At 54.8% G+C, this 20,678-nt stretch carries 19 protein-coding genes; 11 read left to right on the top strand and 8 right to left on the bottom strand.

Features of this window, described 5'->3' with window-relative positions:
- Positions 1–190: 190 nt before the first annotated feature.
- The 6 genes from AAGR08_RS08810 to pspA all read right to left on the bottom strand — a co-directional run bounded on the left by AAGR08_RS08810 (position 191) and on the right by pspA (position 4,336).
- Positions 191–1,264: a YcjF family protein gene (locus tag AAGR08_RS08810; protein ID WP_345829635.1), complete on the bottom strand. Its 1,074-nt coding sequence runs from the start codon at positions 1,262–1,264 to the stop codon at positions 191–193.
- Positions 1,261–2,658 (bottom strand): YcjX family protein, encoded by a 1,398-nt coding sequence (locus AAGR08_RS08805; protein ID WP_345829633.1) that lies wholly within the window; start codon positions 2,656–2,658, stop codon positions 1,261–1,263. Before AAGR08_RS08805 ends, AAGR08_RS08810 begins: the two co-directional genes overlap by 4 nt.
- Positions 2,639–2,887: a phage shock protein PspD gene (gene pspD, locus AAGR08_RS08800; protein WP_345829631.1), complete on the bottom strand. Its 249-nt coding sequence runs from the start codon at positions 2,885–2,887 to the stop codon at positions 2,639–2,641. The genes AAGR08_RS08805 and pspD overlap by 20 nt, the downstream gene beginning before the upstream one ends.
- A 147-nt stretch (positions 2,888–3,034) precedes the next feature.
- Positions 3,035–3,382, bottom strand: coding sequence for an envelope stress response membrane protein PspC (pspC, locus tag AAGR08_RS08795; RefSeq protein WP_345829630.1), 348 nt, complete (start codon positions 3,380–3,382; stop codon positions 3,035–3,037).
- A complete protein-coding gene (gene pspB, locus AAGR08_RS08790) occupies positions 3,379–3,606 on the bottom strand; it encodes an envelope stress response membrane protein PspB (protein WP_097097239.1) in 228 nt (75 codons plus the stop codon). Before pspB ends, pspC begins: the two co-directional genes overlap by 4 nt.
- A 64-nt stretch (positions 3,607–3,670) precedes the next feature.
- Positions 3,671–4,336: a phage shock protein PspA gene (pspA, locus tag AAGR08_RS08785; RefSeq protein WP_097097238.1), complete on the bottom strand. Its 666-nt coding sequence runs from the start codon at positions 4,334–4,336 to the stop codon at positions 3,671–3,673.
- A gap of 164 nt (positions 4,337–4,500) precedes the next feature.
- On the opposite strand from pspA, the gene pspF reads away from it, so the two are divergent.
- From pspF to AAGR08_RS08740, 9 genes are all read left to right on the top strand, one after another.
- Positions 4,501–5,493: a phage shock protein operon transcriptional activator gene (pspF, locus tag AAGR08_RS08780; protein ID WP_097097237.1), complete on the top strand. Its 993-nt coding sequence runs from the start codon at positions 4,501–4,503 to the stop codon at positions 5,491–5,493.
- Between the two features lie 274 nt (positions 5,494–5,767).
- Positions 5,768–7,195: a trehalose-6-phosphate synthase gene (locus tag AAGR08_RS08775; protein ID WP_345829628.1), complete on the top strand. Its 1,428-nt coding sequence runs from the start codon at positions 5,768–5,770 to the stop codon at positions 7,193–7,195.
- Between the two features lie 298 nt (positions 7,196–7,493).
- Complete coding sequence (gene sapA / locus AAGR08_RS08770) at positions 7,494–9,116, top strand: ABC transporter substrate-binding protein SapA (RefSeq protein ID WP_097097235.1); 1,623 nt, start codon at positions 7,494–7,496, stop codon at positions 9,114–9,116.
- 2 nt (positions 9,117–9,118) lie between these two features.
- Positions 9,119–10,084, top strand: a complete 966-nt coding sequence (gene sapB, locus AAGR08_RS08765; protein WP_345829625.1) for a putrescine export ABC transporter permease SapB — start codon at positions 9,119–9,121, stop codon at positions 10,082–10,084.
- A complete protein-coding gene (gene sapC / locus AAGR08_RS08760) occupies positions 10,071–10,961 on the top strand; it encodes a putrescine export ABC transporter permease SapC (RefSeq protein ID WP_097097233.1) in 891 nt (296 codons plus the stop codon). The genes sapB and sapC overlap by 14 nt, the downstream gene beginning before the upstream one ends.
- Positions 10,961–11,956, top strand: coding sequence for a putrescine export ABC transporter ATP-binding protein SapD (gene sapD / locus AAGR08_RS08755; RefSeq protein ID WP_097097232.1), 996 nt, complete (start codon positions 10,961–10,963; stop codon positions 11,954–11,956). The genes sapC and sapD overlap by 1 nt, the downstream gene beginning before the upstream one ends.
- 2 nt (positions 11,957–11,958) lie before the next feature.
- Positions 11,959–12,762 carry a putrescine export ABC transporter ATP-binding protein SapF gene (sapF, locus tag AAGR08_RS08750; RefSeq protein ID WP_097097231.1) on the top strand — a complete coding sequence of 268 codons (804 nt, stop codon included), beginning with the start codon at positions 11,959–11,961 and terminating at the stop codon, positions 12,760–12,762.
- A 139-nt stretch (positions 12,763–12,901) separates the two neighbouring features.
- Positions 12,902–13,690 (top strand): enoyl-ACP reductase FabI, encoded by a 789-nt coding sequence (fabI, locus tag AAGR08_RS08745; protein WP_007892455.1) that lies wholly within the window; start codon positions 12,902–12,904, stop codon positions 13,688–13,690.
- A 200-nt stretch (positions 13,691–13,890) separates the two neighbouring features.
- A complete protein-coding gene (locus AAGR08_RS08740; RefSeq protein WP_345829621.1) occupies positions 13,891–15,012 on the top strand; it encodes an oxidoreductase in 1,122 nt (373 codons plus the stop codon).
- Here AAGR08_RS08740 and AAGR08_RS08735 read toward each other — a convergent pair.
- Entirely contained in the window at positions 15,009–15,905 is an 897-nt protein-coding gene (locus AAGR08_RS08735; protein ID WP_097097229.1) for a LysR family transcriptional regulator, read from the bottom strand. The genes AAGR08_RS08740 and AAGR08_RS08735 overlap by 4 nt on opposite strands.
- A 300-nt stretch (positions 15,906–16,205) precedes the next feature.
- On the opposite strand from AAGR08_RS08735, the gene AAGR08_RS08730 reads away from it, so the two are divergent.
- A complete protein-coding gene (locus tag AAGR08_RS08730; protein WP_097097228.1) occupies positions 16,206–16,391 on the top strand; it encodes a general stress protein in 186 nt (61 codons plus the stop codon).
- A gap of 61 nt (positions 16,392–16,452) precedes the next feature.
- On the opposite strand, the gene AAGR08_RS08725 is transcribed toward AAGR08_RS08730, so the two are convergent.
- Complete coding sequence (locus AAGR08_RS08725) at positions 16,453–18,042, bottom strand: PTS transporter subunit EIIC (RefSeq protein ID WP_097097227.1); 1,590 nt, start codon at positions 18,040–18,042, stop codon at positions 16,453–16,455.
- 244 nt (positions 18,043–18,286) lie between these two features.
- Here AAGR08_RS08725 and AAGR08_RS08720 point away from each other — a divergent pair, with 244 nt between their 5' ends.
- Positions 18,287–20,593, top strand: coding sequence for an FdhF/YdeP family oxidoreductase (locus tag AAGR08_RS08720; protein WP_345829618.1), 2,307 nt, complete (start codon positions 18,287–18,289; stop codon positions 20,591–20,593).
- Positions 20,594–20,678 lie beyond the last annotated feature (85 nt).

The raw sequence follows: 20,678 nt of genomic DNA, 5'->3' as shown, positions 1-20,678 counted from the left end.
TGATTTTAGTGATAATACGCTAACTTGCAGCGCCTCAGAAGAGGCCTGTCATGAAAAGTTGACAGCCAGAGGCAGGTGATAGAGGGAAGTGTAGCGGAGCGACCAACAAAAATCCCGCCAAATCCAGGCGTTAACACAGATAATTTCACCTTTCACGCCACGGCTAGCGTGAAAGGTAAGCAACAGCTGATTATTTAGCAGCCTTCCCTGGTTTATCCCCACTTTTTACCAGCGTTTCTTTAAGCTGGCCGATCAGCTCACGGCGGAAATCACCCAGACGCGGTTTGTCCTCTTCCAGCCATGGCAGTGGACGACACAGCTCCATGGCTTTGATGCCAAGACGCGCAGTGAGTAAACCGGCGCCAATCCCTTGCGCAGCGCGGGTGGAGAGGCGCGCGGCGAGATCCTGCGACATCCAGTCCATCCCCACTTCACGCACCAGTTCCGAGGCACCGGCGAACGCCATATTGAGCAGTACCAGCCGGAATAGGCGGATACGACTGAAGTAACCCAGCTCGATACCATAAATGGCCGCGATGCGATTCACCAGCCGCAGGTTGCGCCAGGCGATAAACGCCATATCCACCAGCGCCAGTGGGCTAACGGCGATCATCAAGGTGGATTCCGCGGCATGACGGCTAATTTCACGTCGCGCCTGGCGATCCAGCACCGGCTGCACCAGCTGGGCATATAAAGTGACAATTTCCCGATCGTTATGGGTTTCATGCAATGCCGCATGCCAGCGTTGCAGCGCGGGATGCGCCTGGTCCAGCTGCGCCTGCTGGGCCAGTTTTTCGCAAAACGCCCGCCCTTTACCGACGCCGTGGCTGTGCAACAATTCGCGGCCAATATCGCGTTCCTCGGCACGTTGGCGCAGACGATACAGGCGACGCCATTCACCTATCAGCGCGCCAGCGCCCGCCGCAACAATCAATCCACCGGCAATGCCCGTGCCGAGCGCAAACCAGTCGCGCGTGATCCATGAATCGTGCAGCCACTGTGCGCCCTGCGCCACCACGCTGACGCCAAAAATACCGAGCCCAACGCCAACCATTTTGCGCCACAGGCTCCGTTTAGGACGCAGTGCCGCCTCCACCGCTTTTTCGCCTTGACCCTCTTCCAGCGGCTCGGCTTCTGCCGTGGCAAGAAACACGCTCTCACTTTCGGGGGTGAAGGTTTGCGCGGCGCGCAGCGGTTTTTCTGCTTCTACCGTCAGCGGGCGGGCAAAATCAATGCGCCCTTTTAAAGGTGTTTCATCGCTCATCGCAATTTATCTCCCAGTAAAAATTCCAGCGCAGCATCCATGCGAATGTGCGGTAGCGGACGGTCGACATCCAGCTGCTGCGGTCTGAACTGCTCAAACTGAAATCCCTGCTGCTGCCAAAAACCGTGGCCAGGCAAACGCGGCGGCACTTCGCCGGGATAAAACGTGAGCGCTTCGTTATCGGCCAGACGATGGCCACGCAACGCAGGCAGCTTCTCGCCACGATGATCAACCAAGCCGCTTTCGGTGGCCTGCACCGACGCCAAACCAAGGCAATCCATGTTGATCCCTTCAAACGCCGCGTTCTGCCACGCATCCTGCACCAGCTGCTGCAGCAGAGAGACCATGTTGGCATGTTGATCGGCAGTCACATGATCGGCTTTGGTGGCAGCAAACAGCAGCTTGTCGATGACCGGGGAAAACAGGCGGCGGAACAGCGTGCGCTGGCCGTAATGGAAGCTCTGCATCAGCTGGGTCAGCGCCAGGCGCATATCGTTGAACGCCTGCGGTCCGCTGTTGAGCGGCTGCAGGCAATCGACCAGCACAATTTGGCGATCGAAGCGCAGAAAGTGATTCTTATAGAAACCTTTCACCACGTGCTGGCAATAGTAGTTGAAGCGCTGCTGCAGCATGGCAAAGTTGCTGCCCGCGGGGGCTTGCGCCAGTTTGCTGACCTGCATCTCTTCAACCTGCGGCCAGGGGAAAAACTGCAGCGCCGGCGCACCCGCCATATCGCCCGGCAGCACAAAGCGTCCCGGCTGGATAAAGTGCAAGCCTTCGGTTTTGCAGTGATGCAGGTAATCAGTCCAGGCAGCAGCAATCGCGGCGAGGCGATTCTCATCGGCTGGCGCGAAAGGATCGAGATCGGCACACAGGCTGCGCCAGTGCGCTGACCACGCAGCACGATCGCCCTGCAACAGCCCGACCATTTGGCGTGACCAGCTAAGGTAATCCTGCGCCAGCATCGGCAGATCCAACAGCCATTCGCCGGGATAATCGACAATTTCAAGGTACAACGTGGCAGTGTCTTTGAAATGGCGCAGCAGCGATTCATCGGGCCGATAGCGCAGCGCCAGGCGCATTTCGCTCACGCCCCGCGTGGGCGTTGGCCACATGGGCGGCGTGCCATACAGCTGGGCCAGACCTTCATCGTAGGTGAAACGCGGCGTACCCAGTTCACGCTGCGGTACGCGCTTCACGCCCAGCAGCCGATCTTCGCGCACCACGGAAAACAGCGGCAAACGCGCGCCACTGTGTACATTGAGAAGCTGGTTAACCAGCGAGGTGATAAACGCGGTTTTGCCACTGCGGCTTAAGCCAGTAACCGCCAGGCGCAGATGGCGGTCAACACCGCGGTTCATCAGCGCCATCAATTCATTTTGCAGTCTTTTCATCGTTCTCCCTGATGAATCGTGCCGACAAGCGTTTGAACACTTTGCTCAGCAACGGTTCCAGGGCGGCCGCCAGCAACAGGCGCAGCGGACGGCGCGCCACCGATTTCACCGCCCAGCCAGCAATCCCGCCGGGCCCGTAAGTTACTGCGCTAATGATGATAAATTTCCCCGCCGACATCAACGCAGGTGTCGCGCGACGGCGCAGAGCAGTAAAACGTTGAGTTTGCATACAGTTTCCTATTTCACTTTTTAACCAAAATAATTCGAGCGGCAGAAAGGCGGCAAGTGCCTGAATCCCCGGGAGCTTACTCTAGTAAGTGACCGGGGTGAGGTCACGCAGCCAACGCATCTGCCGCTTGAAGTATGACGGGTAAAATCAGATTTGGCGGAAGCGGCTACGCACGCTAAATGTTTCCGAGGTGACATAGCGTTCAATCTCACGCACGTTACGTTCGTCGCTGTGTAGCGTGGCTTCCAGCTCGTCGAGCAGTTCCCGTGCGCTCGGAGTGCGTTCACCCGCGGCATCGGCGGGCTTCTCATCCAGCACAAAACCGAGAATAAAATAGGCAACGATGGTGAACATAAACAACCCAAGGAACAGCGACAGCACCACAATGACGCGCAACAGACGCACCGGAATATCCAGGTATTCGGCGATACCGGCACAGACGCCGCGCACTTTACCCTGCTGGGGTATGCGCCACAGTTTACGACCGTTCATCATGGCTGCCTCCAGTTTGGATGTTCGGCATCCAAAATGGCTTCCAATGCTTCCACACGCTCACGCATACGACGTGCATCCTGGGTGATCTGTTGCAAACGCTGCAAATCATTCGATGACAAATCTGCACCGCCGTTGCGTTTGTTGCTGTAATGCAGCCATAACCAGATTGGTGCGACAAATAGCACAAAGATCGTTAACGGTATGGCGAGAAAAAGTGCGCTCATTAATTCGACTCTCCTTAATCATTTACACCCTTTTAACTCGGGCCTGCGGCCAGGCCCGTGGCGATCACTCACTGCGATTCATTTTGGCTTTCAGTGCGGCCAGCTGCTGGCTGATTTCATCATCGGCTTTCAGTTCAGCAAACTCCTGATCCAAACCTTTCGGTTTACCAAAACGCTGGCTTTCCGCTTCGGCTTCCATGTGATCGATACGGCGCTCAAAGGATTCAAAACGCGCCATTGCATCGTTCAGTTTGCCGCTGTCGAGCTGACGACGTACATCACGTGAAGAGGACGCAGCCTGGTGACGCAGTGTTAATGCCTGCTGACGCGCACGGGTTTCGGTCAGTTTATTCTCCAGCTCACCAATCTCGCCTTTCATGCGTTCCAGCGTCTCTTCCACTTGCGCCGATTCCTGCTGCAGGGCCGCCATCAAATCGGTCAGTTTCTGCTTTTCGATTAATGCAGCACGCGCTAAATCCTCTTTACCTTTATTAATCGCCAGTTCGGCTTTGTCCTGCCATTCAGTCTGCTGAATCTCAGCTTGCTCAATGCGGCGCGATAACTGTTTCTTTTCCGCCAGCGCGCGAGCGGAGGTAGAACGCACTTCAACCAGCGTGTCTTCCATTTCCTGAATCATCAGGCGTACCAGTTTCTGCGGATCTTCGGCGCGCTCCAGCAGAGAGTTGATGTTAGCGTTCACGATGTCGGCGAAACGAGAAAAAATACCCATAATGATGTTCCTCTAATTTTGTAGGTAGGTGCGCAAGGCGCTATTCACTAATACAATTCGCGTGCCAACTTTTAGTTGCTTGATTTTAATGACTTTGTTTATTTTACATCCGCCACGACATCACTTAAGGTAGTGAAATTGATTAATCAGTGGCGAATTTCATCATGGCAAACGGTAGTGACAATCTCTTGGGTGAGTCGAATAACTTTCTGGAGGTGTTGGAGCAGGTCTCGCGTCTGGCGCCGTTAGAAAAACCTGTACTGGTGGTCGGCGAACGCGGCACCGGCAAAGAGCTTATCGCTAGCCGCTTACATTATCTGTCAAACCGTTGGGAAGGCCCTTTTGTTTCCCTCAACTGTGCTGCGCTGAATGAAAACCTGCTCGACTCCGAACTGTTCGGCCATGAAGCCGGTGCATTTACCGGGGCGCAAAAACGTCATCTGGGCCGCTTTGAGCGCGCCGACGGCGGCACACTTTTTCTTGATGAGCTCGCCACCGCGCCGATGCTGGTGCAGGAGAAACTGCTGCGCGTGATTGAATATGGCCAGCTGGAGCGCGTTGGCGGCAATCAATCACTGCAGGTCAATGTGCGCCTGGTCTGCGCAACGAATGAAGATCTGCCCGCGCTGGCCAGCGCCGGAAAATTTCGCGCGGACCTGCTCGATCGCCTGGCCTTCGATGTGGTTCAACTGCCGCCGTTGCGCGAACGTCGCAGCGATATCTTGGTGATGGCTGAACATTTTGCGATTCAGATGTGCCGCGAATTAGGTTTGCCTCTCTTCCCCGGTTTTAGCGAGCGCGCCCAGCTGACGCTGCTGAAGCACAGCTGGCCCGGTAACGTACGCGAATTAAAAAACGTGGTAGAACGTTCCGTGTATCGCCATCACAGCGCTGAAGAGCCGCTGGATAATATCATTATTAACCCGTTTGCTCCGCGCACGCCGCTGCCAATTCACTCCGAACCGACAGCAGCTCCCCTGCCTTCTCTGCCGCTTGATTTACGCCAATGGCAAAACCAGCAGGAACGTGAGTTAGTGGAAGTGAGTTTGCAGCAGGCCAAATACAACCAGCGCCGCGCCGCCGAACTGTTACGTGTGACTTACCATCAATTACGCGCAATGATGAAAAAGCACGGCATAGAGATGAAGGTAAATTGAATAATATCGATTATTAAATATTTATAAATTTCACCGCTATTTTTACGGCTTTTTTACGGGTGAGTCGGCTAGATTAATTCTATCGACAACCCTGAAAGATGCGCAGGAATAGCAATAAATGGAAAATATCGAGTTAACTGGCAGGACTCGGCCGTTCATTAATACGCGCGAACGTTAAATAATGAGCGGCTTTCTTCAATTCCTTTTACATCAACCTTTTTTTAACGCTCTGCCAGAAATCGAGAACAGGCAGGTTAAGCAACAGGTAAAAACTATGTCAGGCTTAATATTGGTTTCGCACAGTCAGAATAGTCACTCAACTCTCGCCACTATTTATGAAAGCATATTAGCGCGCCGCGGTGGAATGTGGGTGAAATGGAGCGGTGAGTTCGAGACTCTCTCTTCAGAGCTGCACCGTGAGCTGAATTTTAATAAAGGCAATGAATATGACACGCTGACATTTCGCTTAACCAAAGCTGAATATGAAGAGGGTTACCATCAATATATTCATCAGGGATTGTGGCCGGTCTTTCATCAGCGACCTGACATGGCTCGATTTTCAACCAGTAGCCAGATTGGCTATATGCGGCTTAATGAAACCTATGCGCGTGCTATTAGTGATTATGCCATGCCCGATGATGATATCTGGTTGCAGGATTATCATTTGATTCCCAGTATTAAAATGCTGCGCGATGCGGGGCTAATCAATCGTATTGGTTTCTTTTTCCATCAACCTTTTCCCGCCGGGCAATCTTTTGAATCGATACCCAACTGGCGCTATTTGGCCGATTCATTATTGTGTGCCGATCTGATTGGTTTCCAGACCACCCAGGATATGAACAATTTCACTGCATGGGTAGGATCGCGTTTCCGCTGTGAACACCTCTCGCCTTATACGCTGCGGATTCATGGCCGCCAGTTAAGCGTTGGTGTATTTCCAGTGGGCATTGATACGGCGGAAACCAGCGCGCTGGCTGAAAGCAACAGCTGCCTTTTTATGGAACAGCAGTGCCGTGAAACCTTACCGGAGAATATCATTCTTAGCAGCGGACACTTCGACGATAGCACCGGCACGCCCTACCGTATCAGCGCGATTGAGGTATTACTTCGTCAACATGAAGAGTACCACCACAAATTTACATTGGTGCAGCTCGCTTCTATGGCGTCCGGCTATTCTCATCGCATTAAAGAATTGTCGCGCGATCTTGAGACGCGCTGCGGCGAAATGAACGGTATTCATGGTGAGCTGAACTGGTATCCCGTGAGTTATCTGAGCAATCATTATTCGCGAGAAGAGCTGTGCGGATTCTACCGTGCGGCGCGCGTGGCGCTGGTAACACCGCTGATAGCCGGGATGAGCCTGATGGCTAAAACCTATGTCGCCGTGCAGGATCATACTAATCCCGGCGTTTTAATTTTGTCACAGTTTGCCGGTGCCGCCGAGCAGATGCAGGGGGCGCTGGTGGTCAATCCTTACGATCCCGATGCGATTGCAGATGCCATTCATACCGCGCTCATCATGCCACTTTCCGTGCGCCGCGAACGTCACGCGAGCCTGATGAAAAATCTTCACCTGCATAACTGCTATACGTGGGCGGAAGCCTTCATCAACGCCTTGCAACCGCGCGAACAAGAGGCCGATTTGAGCGTAAAATCAGGCGTGATGCTCTCGAATGGCTTCAGTGGACGCCTGCGTTATTAACGCTGGCTCGAACCTGGACAAAAAAAAGCCCGCACAGCGTGCGGGCAACTAATACTGGAAGCAATGTGAGCAATGTCGTGCTCTTCTTCGGTAGAGCCACCGTCGAAGCGCAGATGAATAATAATCATTCTTATTATCATCTGTAAAGCCCTAATTGAGAATTTTTCTCATTTCCACACTAAGATTGTGATTACCTCATCGCCACTTTGGCGAAAAACACAGCAGAAGCGTCGCGAATTTTGGGACTCCGAGCGGTTTGGGATACACTCACGCTATTGCCTCAGAATCGTTGAGTTCTATGCCAAAACTATTCCCTTCTCTGCTGCTTGGTCTCAGCATCATGAGTGCGTCAGCGTGGGCCGCGCCAACCGACAATATCCGTCACAGCGGCTTTGTCTATTGTGTGAACGGCACGGTTAATACGTTCAATCCGCAAATGGTAAGCAGCGGCCTGGTGGTCGATACGCTCGCGGCACAGCTGTACGATCGGCTGCTGGACGTCGATCCTTATACCTATCGGTTGATTCCCGATCTGGCTGAGAGCTGGGAAGTGCGAGATAACGGTGCAACCTACCGTTTCCACCTGCGCAAAGACGTGGCCTTCCAGCACACCAACGGGTTTAAACCGACGCGCAAAATGAATGCCGACGATGTGGTGTTCAGTTTTGCGCGCATGTTTGACCGTAAGCATCCGTGGCATAACGTCAACGGTGGCAGCTATCCCTATTTCGACAGCCTGCAGTTCGCCGATTCAGTGCAGAGCGTTAAAAAGTTGGATAGCGATACGGTTGAAATCCGCCTCAACAGCCCAGACGCCTCCTTCCTCTGGCACATCGCCACCCATTACGCGCCAATTTTGTCGCAGGAGTACGCCAACAATCTCAGCGCTAAAGGCCAACAAGAGCAGCTGGATCGCGAGCCAGTAGGTACTGGCCCGTTCCAGCTGAGTGAATACCGTACCGGGCAATATCTGCGGCTGGCACGTAATCCGCAGTATTGGAAAGGCGTACCGCGGCTGCAGCAAGTGGTGATTGATTTGGGCGTCGGCGGGACCGGACGTTTATCTAAACTGCTGACCGGTGAATGTGATGTGCTGGCCTATCCTGCCGCCAGCCAGCTGAGCATTTTGCGCGACGATCCGCGTCTGCGTATGACGTTGCGACCCGGCATGAATATCGCTTATCTGGCGTTTAACACCCGTAAACCCCCGCTCGATCGCCCGGAAGTGCGTCATGCACTGGCACTGGCGATCAATAACGAACGCTTGATGGAGTCGATTTATTACGGCACCGCAGAAACGGCGGCTTCGATTCTGCCGCGCGCGTCATGGGCTTATGACAACGATGCACACGTTACCGAATATAATCCGGCGAAAGCACGAGAAGCACTGAAGGCGCTCGGTCTGGAAGACCTGCATTTACGCTTAGTGGTGCCCTCTTCTTCACAGTCATGGAATCCTAGCCCGCTGAAAACCGCTGAGCTGTTACAGGCCGATTTGGCTCAGGTTGGCGTGCGGGTGACCATCGCGCCGGTGGAAGGCCGATTCCAGGAAGCGCAGCTGATGGAGATGAATCACGATCTCACGCTAACCGGTTGGGCCACCGACAGTAACGATCCCGACAGTTTCTTCCGTCCGCTTCTGAGTTGTGCCGCTATCCGCTCGCAGACCAACTATGCGCACTGGTGTTCGCCGGCGTTTGACGAAGCGCTGCAACATGCGCTGTTGTCGCAACAGCTTTCGGCGCGCATCGATAGCTACGACAAAGCGCAGCAGATTTTGGCGCAGGAGCTGCCGGTATTGCCGCTGGCCTCTTCGCTGCGTTTGCAAGCCTATCGACATGACATTAAAGGCTTAGTACTGAGCCCGTTTGGTAACGCCTCTTTTGCCGGCGTTTATCGTGATGAGAGCAGCGAGGAATAAGCATGATCATCTATATTTTGCGTCGTCTGCTACTGCTGCTGATCACCCTATTCTTGCTTTCGCTGGTGAGCTTCAGTCTCAGTTACTTCACACCCAACGCGCCGCTGGAAGGTGCATCGCTGTTTGATGCCTGGTGGTTCTGGTTTAAAGGCCTGTTGCAGTTCGATTTCGGCGTATCCAGTACCAACGGTCAGCCAATCGATATTCAACTGCGCGAAGTATTTCCCGCCACGCTAGAGCTGTGCGTAATGGCGTTTATTCTGGCGCTGCTGGTTGGCATTCCATTGGGGATCTGCGCCGGCGTGATGCGGAAAAAGTGGCAGGATAAAGCGATTAGCGCCCTGGCGCTGCTGGGTTTCTCAATGCCGGTGTTCTGGCTGGCGCTGCTCTTTACCCTTTTCTTCTCCTTGACCCTCGGCTGGCTGCCGGTTTCCGGACGCTTCGATCTGCTTTATCCGGTGCAAAATGTCACCGGCTTCGCGCTGATTGATGCCTGGCTGAGCCATTCGCCCTGGCGCCATGAAATGATGGTGAGCGCGTTGACGCATATGATTCTGCCGGTGATAGTGCTGGCCGTTGCGCCGGCTACCGAGATGATCCGCCTACTGCGCAGCAGCACCAGCGACGTGATGGACAAAAATTACGTCAAAGCTGCCGCAACGCGCGGGTTGTCGCGCTTCACGGTGATTCGCCGTCACGTATTACATAATGCGCTGCCGCCGGTGATTCCTCGTCTTGGGCTGCAATTCTCCACCATGCTGACATTAGCAATGATTACCGAAGTGGTGTTCAACTGGCCAGGCCTTGGTCGCTGGTTGATTAATGCGATTCGCCAGCAGGACTACGCAGCAATTTCTGCTGGCGTGATGGTGGTCGGTGGATTGGTCATTCTGGTTAGCGTGTTATCCGATATTCTCGGTGCGGCACTCAATCCGCTGAAACATAAGGAATGGTATGCCCTACGATAATGTCTATGACGAGAAGCGGTTGCCCAGCACGCTGCGTCGCAGCTGGCAGCGCTTATACCGCGACACCAGCGGCATGGTCGGTTTGTACGGCTTTGGCATCCTGCTCTTCCTCTGTCTGTTCGGTGGTTTGCTGTCACCTTATGGCATTGACCAGCAATTCCTGGGTTATCAACTGCTGCCGCCTTCGTGGTCGCGCTATGGCGATGTCTCTTTCTTTCTTGGTACCGACGATCTTGGGCGCGATGTACTGAGCCGCCTGTTAAGCGGCGTGGCGCCCACCGTGGGGTCCGCCATTCTGGTTACGGTGTTAGCGACGATCTGCGCGCTGGTGCTCGGTATCTTCGCTGGCATAACGCGCGGCGTGCGTTCGGCGGTAATGAACCACGTGCTGGACACGCTGCTGTCGATTCCTTCGCTATTACTGGCGATTATCGTGGTGGCCTTTCTCGGGCCGCGTCTGGAACATGCGATGCTGGCCGTGTTTCTGGCGCTGATCCCACGTTTAGTGCGCGAAATCTATACTGCTGTACATGATGAGATGGAGAAAGAGTATGTGGTGGCGCTGCGCCTCGATGGTGCGCGCAATCTGAATATTCTGTGGAACGCCGTGCTGCCGAATGTGCTGCCGCTGCTGGTGAGCGAAATTACCCGCTCGCTGTCAATGGCGATTCTGGATATCGCGGCGCTCGGTTTCCTCGATCTTGGCGCGCAGCTGCCCTCACCCGAATGGGGCGCAATGCTCGGTGACGCGCTGGAGCTGATCTACGTGGCGCCCTGGACGGTGATGCTGCCAGGCGTGGCACTGATGGTGAGCGTGTTGATCGTTAACCTGCTGGGCGATGGTATCCGTCGCGCAGTAGAAGCGGGAGTTGAATAATGCCGCTACTGGATATCCGAAATCTGACCATCGAATTTATGACCGCTGACGGTCCGGTCAAAGCGGTCGACCGCATCAATCTGACGCTTACCGAAGGTGAAGTGCGCGGGCTGGTCGGTGAATCAGGATCGGGCAAGAGCCTGATCGCCAAAGCCATTTGTGGCGTAACGAAAGATAACTGGCGCGTCACCGCCGATCGCATGGTATTTGACGACGTCGACCTGCTGCGTCTGTCGCCGCGCGAACGCCGACGTATTGTCGGCCACAATGTCTCGATGATTTTCCAGGAGCCGCAATCCTGTCTCGATCCTTCAGAAAGCATTGGCCGCCAACTGATGCAGGCCATTCCGCGCTGGACCCATAAAGGTCGCTGGTATCAGCGCCTGTGGTTCTGGCGTAAAGTGCGCGCGATTGAGCTATTGCACCGCGTTGGCATCAAAGATCATAAAGACATCATGCGCAGCTTCCCGTACGAATTAACCGACGGTGAATGCCAGAAAGTGATGATCGCTATCGCCCTGGCCAATCAGCCGCGCCTGTTGATCGCCGATGAACCGACCAACGCCATGGAGCCAACCACGCAGGCGCAGATTTTCCGCCTGCTGAGCCGCCTCAATCAGAATAACAACACCACGATTTTGCTGATCAGCCACGACCTGCGCACGATGAGCCAATGGGCTGACCGCATCAACGTGATGTATTGCGGCCAGACGGTGGAAACGGCGCAAAGCGAAGATCTTATGGATACGCCGCACCATCCTTATACTCAGGCGCTGATCCGCGCGATGCCCGATTTCGGCAGCGCGCTGCCGCACAAAAGCCGATTAAATACGCTGTCTGGCGCGATCCCGTCGCTGGAACATTTGCCGATTGGCTGCCGTCTTGGTCCACGCTGCCCGTATGCGCAGCGAAAATGCATTGAGACTCCGCGTCTGACCGGTAACAAAGCCCACCTGTTCGCCTGCCACTTCCCGCTAAATATGGAGGGCCAGTAGTCATGGACACCTTGCTGGAAGTACGCAACCTGAGCAAAACCTATCGCTATCGTACCGGCCTGTTTCGTCGCCAGCACGTTGAGGCGGTGAAAGGCGTCAGTTTTACCCTGCGTGAAAAGCAGACGCTGGCGGTGATCGGTGAAAACGGTTCGGGGAAATCCACGCTGGCGAAAATGCTGAGCGGCATGGTGGAACCCACCGCGGGTGAAATGCTGATTGACGATCATCCGCTGGAGTACGGCGACTATGGCTACCGGAGCCAGCGCATCCGCATGATTTTTCAGGATCCCTCCACCTCGCTCAATCCGCGGCAGCGCGTCAGCCAGATTCTTGATTTTCCGCTGCGTCTGAATACAGAACTCGACGATGAAGCGCGCGAGAAACGCATTATCGCCACGCTGCGCCAGGTCGGCTTGCTGCGCGATCATGCTGGCTACTATCCACATATGTTGGCGCCCGGACAAAAACAGCGCCTGGCGCTGGCACGCGCATTGATTTTGCAGCCAAAAGTGATCGTTGCCGATGAAGCCCTTGCCTCACTGGATATGACCATGCGCTCGCAGCTGGTGAATCTGATGCTGGAACTGCAGGAGCAGCACGGCATCGCCTATATCTATGTCACGCAGCACCTTGGCATGATGAAGCACATCAGCGATCAGGTATTAGTAATGCATCAGGGCGAAGTCGTGGAGCGCGGCGGCACCGCCGATGTGCTGGCCTCGCCGTTACATGATCTAACCAAACGCCTGATCGCCAGCCATTTTGGTGAAGCCTTAACCGCCGAAGCCTGGCGACGTGAGCGCTGATGCCGCACCGCAGCGTGGAAAACGCGGTGCGATTTACCGCATTTATAGAGACGTGCTAGACTTCGCACGAGATTAACGTCGGTCGCCTGCTTTTTAACCATCGCGACCGCCAACAACAATGACCAAAAGGATTACAGCTATGGGTTTTCTTTCCGGTAAGCGCATTCTGATTACTGGCGTTGCCAGTAAACTCTCAATCGCCTACGGTATTGCGCAGGCGATGCACAAACAGGGCGCAGAACTGGCTTTCACCTACCAGAACGACAAACTGAAAAGTCGTGTGGAAGAGTTTGCCAAAGATCTGGGTTCAGACATTGTTCTGCCTTGCGATGTCGCAGAAGACGAGAGCATTACTGCGCTGTTCACCGAACTGGCAAAAACCTGGCCGAAATTTGACGGTTTCGTTCACTCCATCGGTTTCGCGCCTGGCGATCAGCTGGATGGTGACTACGTGAACGCCGTTACGCGTGAAGGCTTCAAAATTGCGCACGACATCAGCGCCTACAGCTTTGTGGCGATGGCAAAAGAGTGCCGCGCAATGCTGAACCCGAATTCTGCCCTGCTGACCCTCTCATACCTCGGCGCAGAGCGCGCGATCCCGAACTACAACGTGATGGGTCTGGCTAAAGCGTCTCTGGAAGCCAACGTTCGCTACATGGCGAACGCGATGGGTCCTGAAGGCACGCGTGTTAACGCCGTTTCTGCTGGTCCAATCCGTACCCTGGCCGCGTCAGGCATCAAAGATTTCCGTAAGATGCTGGCACATTGCGAAGCGGTGACCCCGATTCGTCGTACCGTGACCATCGAAGACGTGGGTAACTCTGCGGCTTTCCTGTGTTCTGACCTCGCGGGTGGTATCACCGGTGAAGTGGTACACGTTGATGGCGGCTTCAGCATTGCCGCCATGAACGAGCTGGAATTAAAGTAAGCGTTATCATCGGGTCGCCATTTATGGCGACCTCTTTATACAAAAACATCCCTCCTTATACTCGTAAGCTATTAATTATTCCCCATCATTCTTTTGCCGTGGACAGCCGTTCAGCGACGATAAGCTAGCCCTTTGTTGCACGCCTGCTTTTCAGATTCGCACGCCGTGCAGCAAGTCCGTTTTTAGCGAAAGGAATGACCATGGAACAACGCCGTTCTCCCGGCCATGACCACTGGTTTTATGAAAGCCAGACTCGCCCTAATACTACCGCCACCGCACCGCTGGTGCCCGAAGCCGCCTATATCGAAGACCGTTTTCTGCTCGGTTTGCAACAGGAAGCCACCGCACTCCAGCCGCTGTTGACGCGTTTTCAGCCCACACTGCTGGCCGCACGCGACCTGAGCCAGATCCTGTTTCCCGATACGCTCGCGACCAGTTTGACCCACACCTTGACGCTGTACGATCGTCTTAGTACCGCGCTGACGGTAGCGCAGGTGGCCGGCGTTCAGCGCCTGTGTAATCACTATTCTGCGCGGCTTAATCCTTTGCCAGGCCCGGATTCCTCACGTGAAAGTAACAATCGCCTGACGCAAATTACCCAATATGCTCGCCAGCTGGCGATGCAGCCTGAATTGATCACCACTAACAGCATCAGCGCGCTGGATGCAGTGGGATTGTCGGAGCCCGATATCGTCACGCTGAACCAACTTATCGGGTTTGTCAGCTATCAGTCGCGCGTTGTGGCCTCGCTGCACGCGATGATGGGCTTGCCGGTACGCTGGATCCCTGGTGTTTCTCCGCCACCCGATGCCAGCGCAGCGTTGTTTGCCAGCAGCGCTGGCTGGCAGCCTGCGCTAAAACCGGTGGAATTGCGCTATGCCAGCGCCGAACAGCTGGCAGCGGTGACTTTCTGTCAGGGAATTGACGGGGTAGATGACGCGATCTGGTTATTGGTACACGATGCACAAGCGCTGTACGGTTTCGCCACTCTGAAGCAGCGACTGAGCACACATTTCGCTGCGGAAGAGGCGCTGGCACAAGCGGTCTGCGCACGCGTGCTGGGTTGTCGCCGCCAGTTCGGGCAACTGACGGGCGAATGGCGCGCGGCGCTGCTACAGGATGTGGAGAACGCGGGTACTGCATCGCCGGTGATAGCGATTGGCGCCCAGTTAACCCGCCAGCCCGATCGCTTTAGCGCGGCACATCTGCAACCCCTGCTCAATGCGGGCTGGGGCACCGAACGCATCTTTACGCTGTTACAAGCCGTGGCGTTTGCTAACTGGCAGGACCGCGTGCTGATGGCGTTAGGAGAAACCCGTTAGTCGGGCAGATGCCGACGCGCTTCATCAAAGAAGTGCTGAGCCAGCGGTGAAGCTCTGCCTGGCTCGGCAATCACCAACGCTGCCTGGCGCCCCATTGGGGCAATCTCAATTGGCCGACGCGCCAGATTCTGTAACAGCTCCGGCAGCAGATGGCCGCATGGCGACACCATTACGCCCAATCCCACCTGCGTACTTTGCAACAGTTGCATAATTGACGCGCTTTCAACGATAACGCGCGGAATGAGGCCAGTTTCACGCAGCTGGCCGTCGAGATAACGGCGAAAATAGCGCGTTGGCTCGGCCAGACACAGCGGGTGGCTGGCGAGCATCGATAGCGACAGCGTTTCATGCTCAAGCAGTGCCGGAAAATAGTGAGGATTGAAAAGTGCTTCCACGCCGGGATCTTTTAACAGAGCGGTTTGAAAATGCAGCTCGCGTAAGGAGGTCAGCTCAAAGAAGCCAATCCCGCCATCTACCGTGTGGCTGTTGAGCGCCTCTAAAAGCTGATCGGCGCTCATCGCTGAAACGCGATAATCAAGCTGCGGGTAGCGTATTTCAACCGCCTTTAATAATGCCGGCAGCGCCACGCTGCACTGCGGCATCACGCCCAGCCGCAAGGTGCCATTCACGCCATGCTTGAGCGATTCCACTTCCAGCTTTAAACCCTGATAAACCGAGACAATTTCCCGCGCCCACGTCAGTACGCGCTCGCCTTCCGGCGTGAAACCATCGAAATTGTTGCTGCGATTGATCAGCGATAACCCTAACTCGCGCTCAAGGTTTTTCAGCCGCATTGAAAGCGTTGGCTGGCTAACAAAGCTGGCCTCAGCCGCACGTCCAAAGTGGCGTTCGCGTTCCAGGTTACACAGATAAATTAACTGTTTGATGTCTATTTTATTTGTCCAGCAATAAGTGATGAAAGATGACGTCGGCTACCTAAAAATGCCGTGTTACCCAGCAGGCGAGCGCCAAATAATCGTGCCGGGAAAAACCGGGGGATGTTCAACCAGCCCGCCAGTGATGTCAATGTAACCCCTTCATTTTATTCCCGGGTATGCCTTACCCATTGAATTCTTTCTCCAACTTCAATTATTTACACCTCGCTCACTGGCCTTACTGCAACCAGCGTCTAAAATTGTCAGCGTGACTAGCTAGTCCTTAAATCTAATGGAACATTGATAAGAGGTCTTCCTATGAACAAACAGAGCTACAGAGGCGGCGCAGGGAATTTTGCCAACAATCCGGAACGTGCCAGAGAAGCTGGCAAGGCGGGAGGCCAGGCCAGCGGTGGTAACTTCAGAAACGATCCTGAAAGAGCCGTCGAAGCGGGTCGGAAAGGAGGCAAAATAAGCCGTCGTCCTCCAACGAAGTCTGAGTAAGGCGCCTTAGGATGTTGTCTGCCAGGGATTGGCATCAGCGTTGCTGTTATCAAGCAACGCTTTACGCCACGCCCAGAGCGCTTTTCACCTCGTTAGCAATCTTCTCAACCTGCGGGCCGTAAATCACCTGCACATCATGTTCGCTGACGCGATTAACCCCATTGGCACCGGTCGTGAGCAAGGTTTGATCGACCACTTGCTTCATCTCTTTGACCCGTACCCGCAGCCGGGTAAAACAACAATCGACATCTTCTATATTGGCTTCACCGCCGAGCCCGCTAATGATCACTTTGGTGCGCTCATCAGCCGCCACCTGCTCCGGTTTTTGCTCCTCATCAGATTCGCGCCCCGGCGTTTCCACACGCATGCGCGTAATCACAAACCGGAAGGCGTAATAGTAAATCGGCACATACATCACCCCCAGCACAATCGTCCACCACCAGTGGGTTTTCGTGCCGCCGAGAATACCAAATACCACCAAATCGATGGCGCCGCCCTGCACGTTACCGATCATCAGGTGCAGCATCGACATCAGCATAAAGGACAAGCCGGTGAGCACCGCATGCAGGATATAGAGCACGGGCGAAACGAAGATGAAGCAGAACTCCAGCGGCTCGGTGATACCGGTAGTAAAGGACGTTAATGCACCCGCCAGCACCAGTGCTTTAACGCGCTGTTTATGCTCGGGCCGTGCGGTGTGATAAATCGCGAGTGCGGCGGCCGGTAAACCAAACATCATTACCGGGATCTTGCCTTGGGCAAGGAATTGCGTGGCACCGCGCACCGTATCATCCGGGATCGCGCCGGGATGCGTCAGCGAAGTATTAAAGATATTCAGCGCGCCCACAACGCTTTGCCCCTCCACCGTCGCCATGCCACCAATCGGCGTAAACCGTACGGTTTCATTGAGAATATGGTGCAAGCCGGTGGGAATCAGCAGGCGTTCGCTGGTGCCAAGCAAAAAAGCACCATATTGCCCACTTTTACCAATCATCAGGCCAACCCACGCGATGCCTTCGCCGATGGTCGGCCAAATCAATGCCAGCAGCACGCCCACCAGCGGCAACACCACCACCGTGACGATCGGCACAAAACGACGTCCACCGAAGAAGCTGATGGCCGTGGGCAGCTGCTGCGTATAAAACCGGTTGTGCAACACCACGGTAATCAAACCTGCGATCACGCCGCCCAGCACGCTCATGTTGTAAGTAAAAATACCGAGCATGTCGATGTATTCGGCGGAGGTCATCATCGCGGCGGTTTGGTCCATGCCAGCCTTTTGCAATGCTTCTGGCGTGGTGGTCGCCGCCGTCAAGCCCTTCGACGCCAGCGTGGAGCTGATGCCGACGTTCATGGCGATATAACCAATCACTGCGGCGAATGCGGCGGTGGGCTTCTCGGCTTTTGCCAGTCCAATGGCGCTGGCCACGGCAAAGAACAGCGGCAGATTGGCAAACAGCGCTCCCGCCACTTTACGAATAAAACCAATGATCAGTTGTGGCACCTGCAGATTGGCGAAAGCATCTCCGGTAATTGCCGGGTTTTGCATTGCGGCGGCTAACCCAAGAAAGATCCCTGCGGCGGCGATCACCGAGATCGGCATCATCAAAGCTTTACCGAAAGCGTGAATTTGGCTGGCCAGATTCTTCATGCTGCGTGCCCTTCTCATCATTGAAAGAGCAATTATTAGTCAGTTATTCCTGCAGCACGTAACTCACGCACCTGACCAGCGGGAAAAATTTGATATAAGTCACGCTTTGCTACCTTTTTGCGATAAACGCCGCCTATCGCTCCATTAAACCAATCAATTAGACAACTTTTAAGGAGAGTCGCACACTTCCCGCTAACAGAAGACATATTCTGATAACAACTCATAAACAAATAAGCCTGCAACTATGAAATTTAAACGTAAGATTCAACCTTATCGCGCCGCGGCGGGCGGCTGGGGTTCATTGGAAGCGACTACCCGTTTTGTCCTTGATAGCAAAGCAGCGCTGAAAAACATGCGTAACTTAATGCGCATGAACAAAGCGCGCGGTTTTGACTGCCCGGGTTGTGCATGGGGCGATGACAACAAAAGTACCTTTAGTTTCTGTGAAAACGGCGCAAAAGCCGTGACCTGGGAAGCGACGCGACGCGTCGTTGCTCCAGATTTTTTTGCCCAGCACAGCGTGAGCACCCTCTATCAGCAAAGTGATTATTTTCTCGAATATCAGGGCCGCTTAACCCACCCAATGCGCTACAACAGTGCCACCGACCATTACGAACCGATTAGCTGGAATGACGCCTTTGCGCTGATTGCTCAGCACCTGCAGGCGATGGATCATCCAAACCAGATGGAGTTGTATACATCGGGTCGTGCCAGCAATGAAGCGTCATGGCTTTATCAACTGTTTGGCCGTGTGATGGGCACCAACAACTTCCCCGACTGCTCCAATATGTGCCACGAAGCCAGCGGCACCGGCCTGAAACGCAGCATCGGCGTGGGTAAAGGCACCATTCGTCTCGACGATTTTGATCATGCGGACGCGATTTTCGTCTTCGGTCAGAATCCAGGCACCAACCACCCGCGCATGCTGCACAGCCTGCGTCACGCTGCCGATCATGGCGCGAAAATCGTCACCTTCAATACCCTGCGCGAGCGCGGGCTGGAGCGTTTTGCCGATCCGCAAAAGCCGCTGGAAATCGTCACATCGATGGCCGGTACGATTAGTTCTGCCTATTACCAGCCCAATCTCGGTGGCGATATGGCGGCGATTCGCGGCATGGTGAAAACGTTGCTGGAAATGCAGCGTGAACGTTTGGCGGCTGGCGAAACGGGCATTTTTGACCAGACGTTTATTAGCGCAAATACCCAAGGCGTTGAGGAATATCTAGCCGCCGTAGATAACACCCGCTGGGACGATATCGTGCGTCAATCCGGTCTGAGCGAAGCGCAGATACGTGAAGCCGCGGCAATTTATCAAAGCGCTGAGCGCGTCATCGTGACCTGGGCGATGGGTATCACCCAGCATAAACATTCAGTGGACACCGTACGCGAAATCACCAACCTGCAATTGCTGTTTGGCCAGTTGGGCAAAAAAGGCGCGGGCCTGTGTCCGGTACGCGGCCACAGTAATGTGCAGGGCAACCGCACCATGGGTATCGATGAAAAGCCGAGCAAGCCGTTCCTTGATGCACTGGGTACCCACTTTGGTTTTGAACCGCCGCGCGAGCACGGTCATAACACCGTTGAAGCGCTGAATGCGATGTTGCGTGATGAAGTGAAAGTGCTGATTGCGTTAGGCGGAAATCTCGCGGCGGCAGCACCCGACTCCCCCGTCACCGAAGAGGCGTTGCAGCATTGCGGTTTGACCGTGCACATCAGTACCAAACTGAACCGCAGCCATCTGGTGCCGGGCCATGAAGGACTGATTCTGCCAACCCTGGGCCGCACCGAACGCGATCGTCAGGCCAGCGGTAATCAGTACATCACTGTGGAAGACTCTTTCAGCATGGTACATGCCTCAGAAGGCGTGGGGATTCCGCTGGCGGAGACGCAGCGTTCCGAAACCGCGATCGTTGCGGGTATTGCGCATGCCACCTTAGGCAGCGAGAAAATCGACTGGCTGGCAATGGCGGGTAATTATGATCTGATTCGCGATCACATCGCTGCGACCATTCCGGGCTTTGACGATTTTAATAACAAGTGCGACATCCCCGGCGGTTTCTATCTCGGCAATGCCGCCGCAGAATTGCGCTTCAACACACCGAGTAAACGGGCAGAATTCAGCGCCGCCGCCCTGCCGACTTCCCTGTTCCCGCAGTTGGGTGATGTGGCCGTGCCGTTTACGCTGCAAACTCTACGTTCACACGATCAGTACAACACCACCATTTATGGCCTCGATGACCGTTATCGAGGCGTGTATGGCCAGCGCGAAGTGGTATTTATCCATCCGGATGATATGGCGTCGTTAGGTTTCAGCGAGGGCCAGCTGGTGGATATTGAAACGCTGTGGAATGACGGATTAACGCGGCGCGTTAGTGGTTTCAAGCTGGTGCCGTACAATATTCCGCGCGGCAATCTCGCCGCCTATTATCCGGAAACCAACCCGCTAGTACCGCTCTCCAGCTTTGGCGACGGCAGCGGTACGCCGACCTCAAAATCGGTGCCGGTCAAGCTGGCATTAACTGCCGCCTTGCCCTCACAACGCATCGCCTAACCAAAGCGTTATCAGAAGGTAAAAAGCCGCGTAAAGCGGCTTTTTAGCCTGTTTTGACCTTGCCGCGCGCACGCGATTCGCGTAA

The organism is Pantoea sp. BRR-3P (assembly GCF_039621635.1).
Lineage (GTDB): Bacteria > Pseudomonadota > Gammaproteobacteria > Enterobacterales > Enterobacteriaceae > Pantoea > Pantoea floridensis.
Note: the sequence above shows the minus strand (reverse complement) of the source record. Positions and strands in the feature narration are given on the sequence as shown.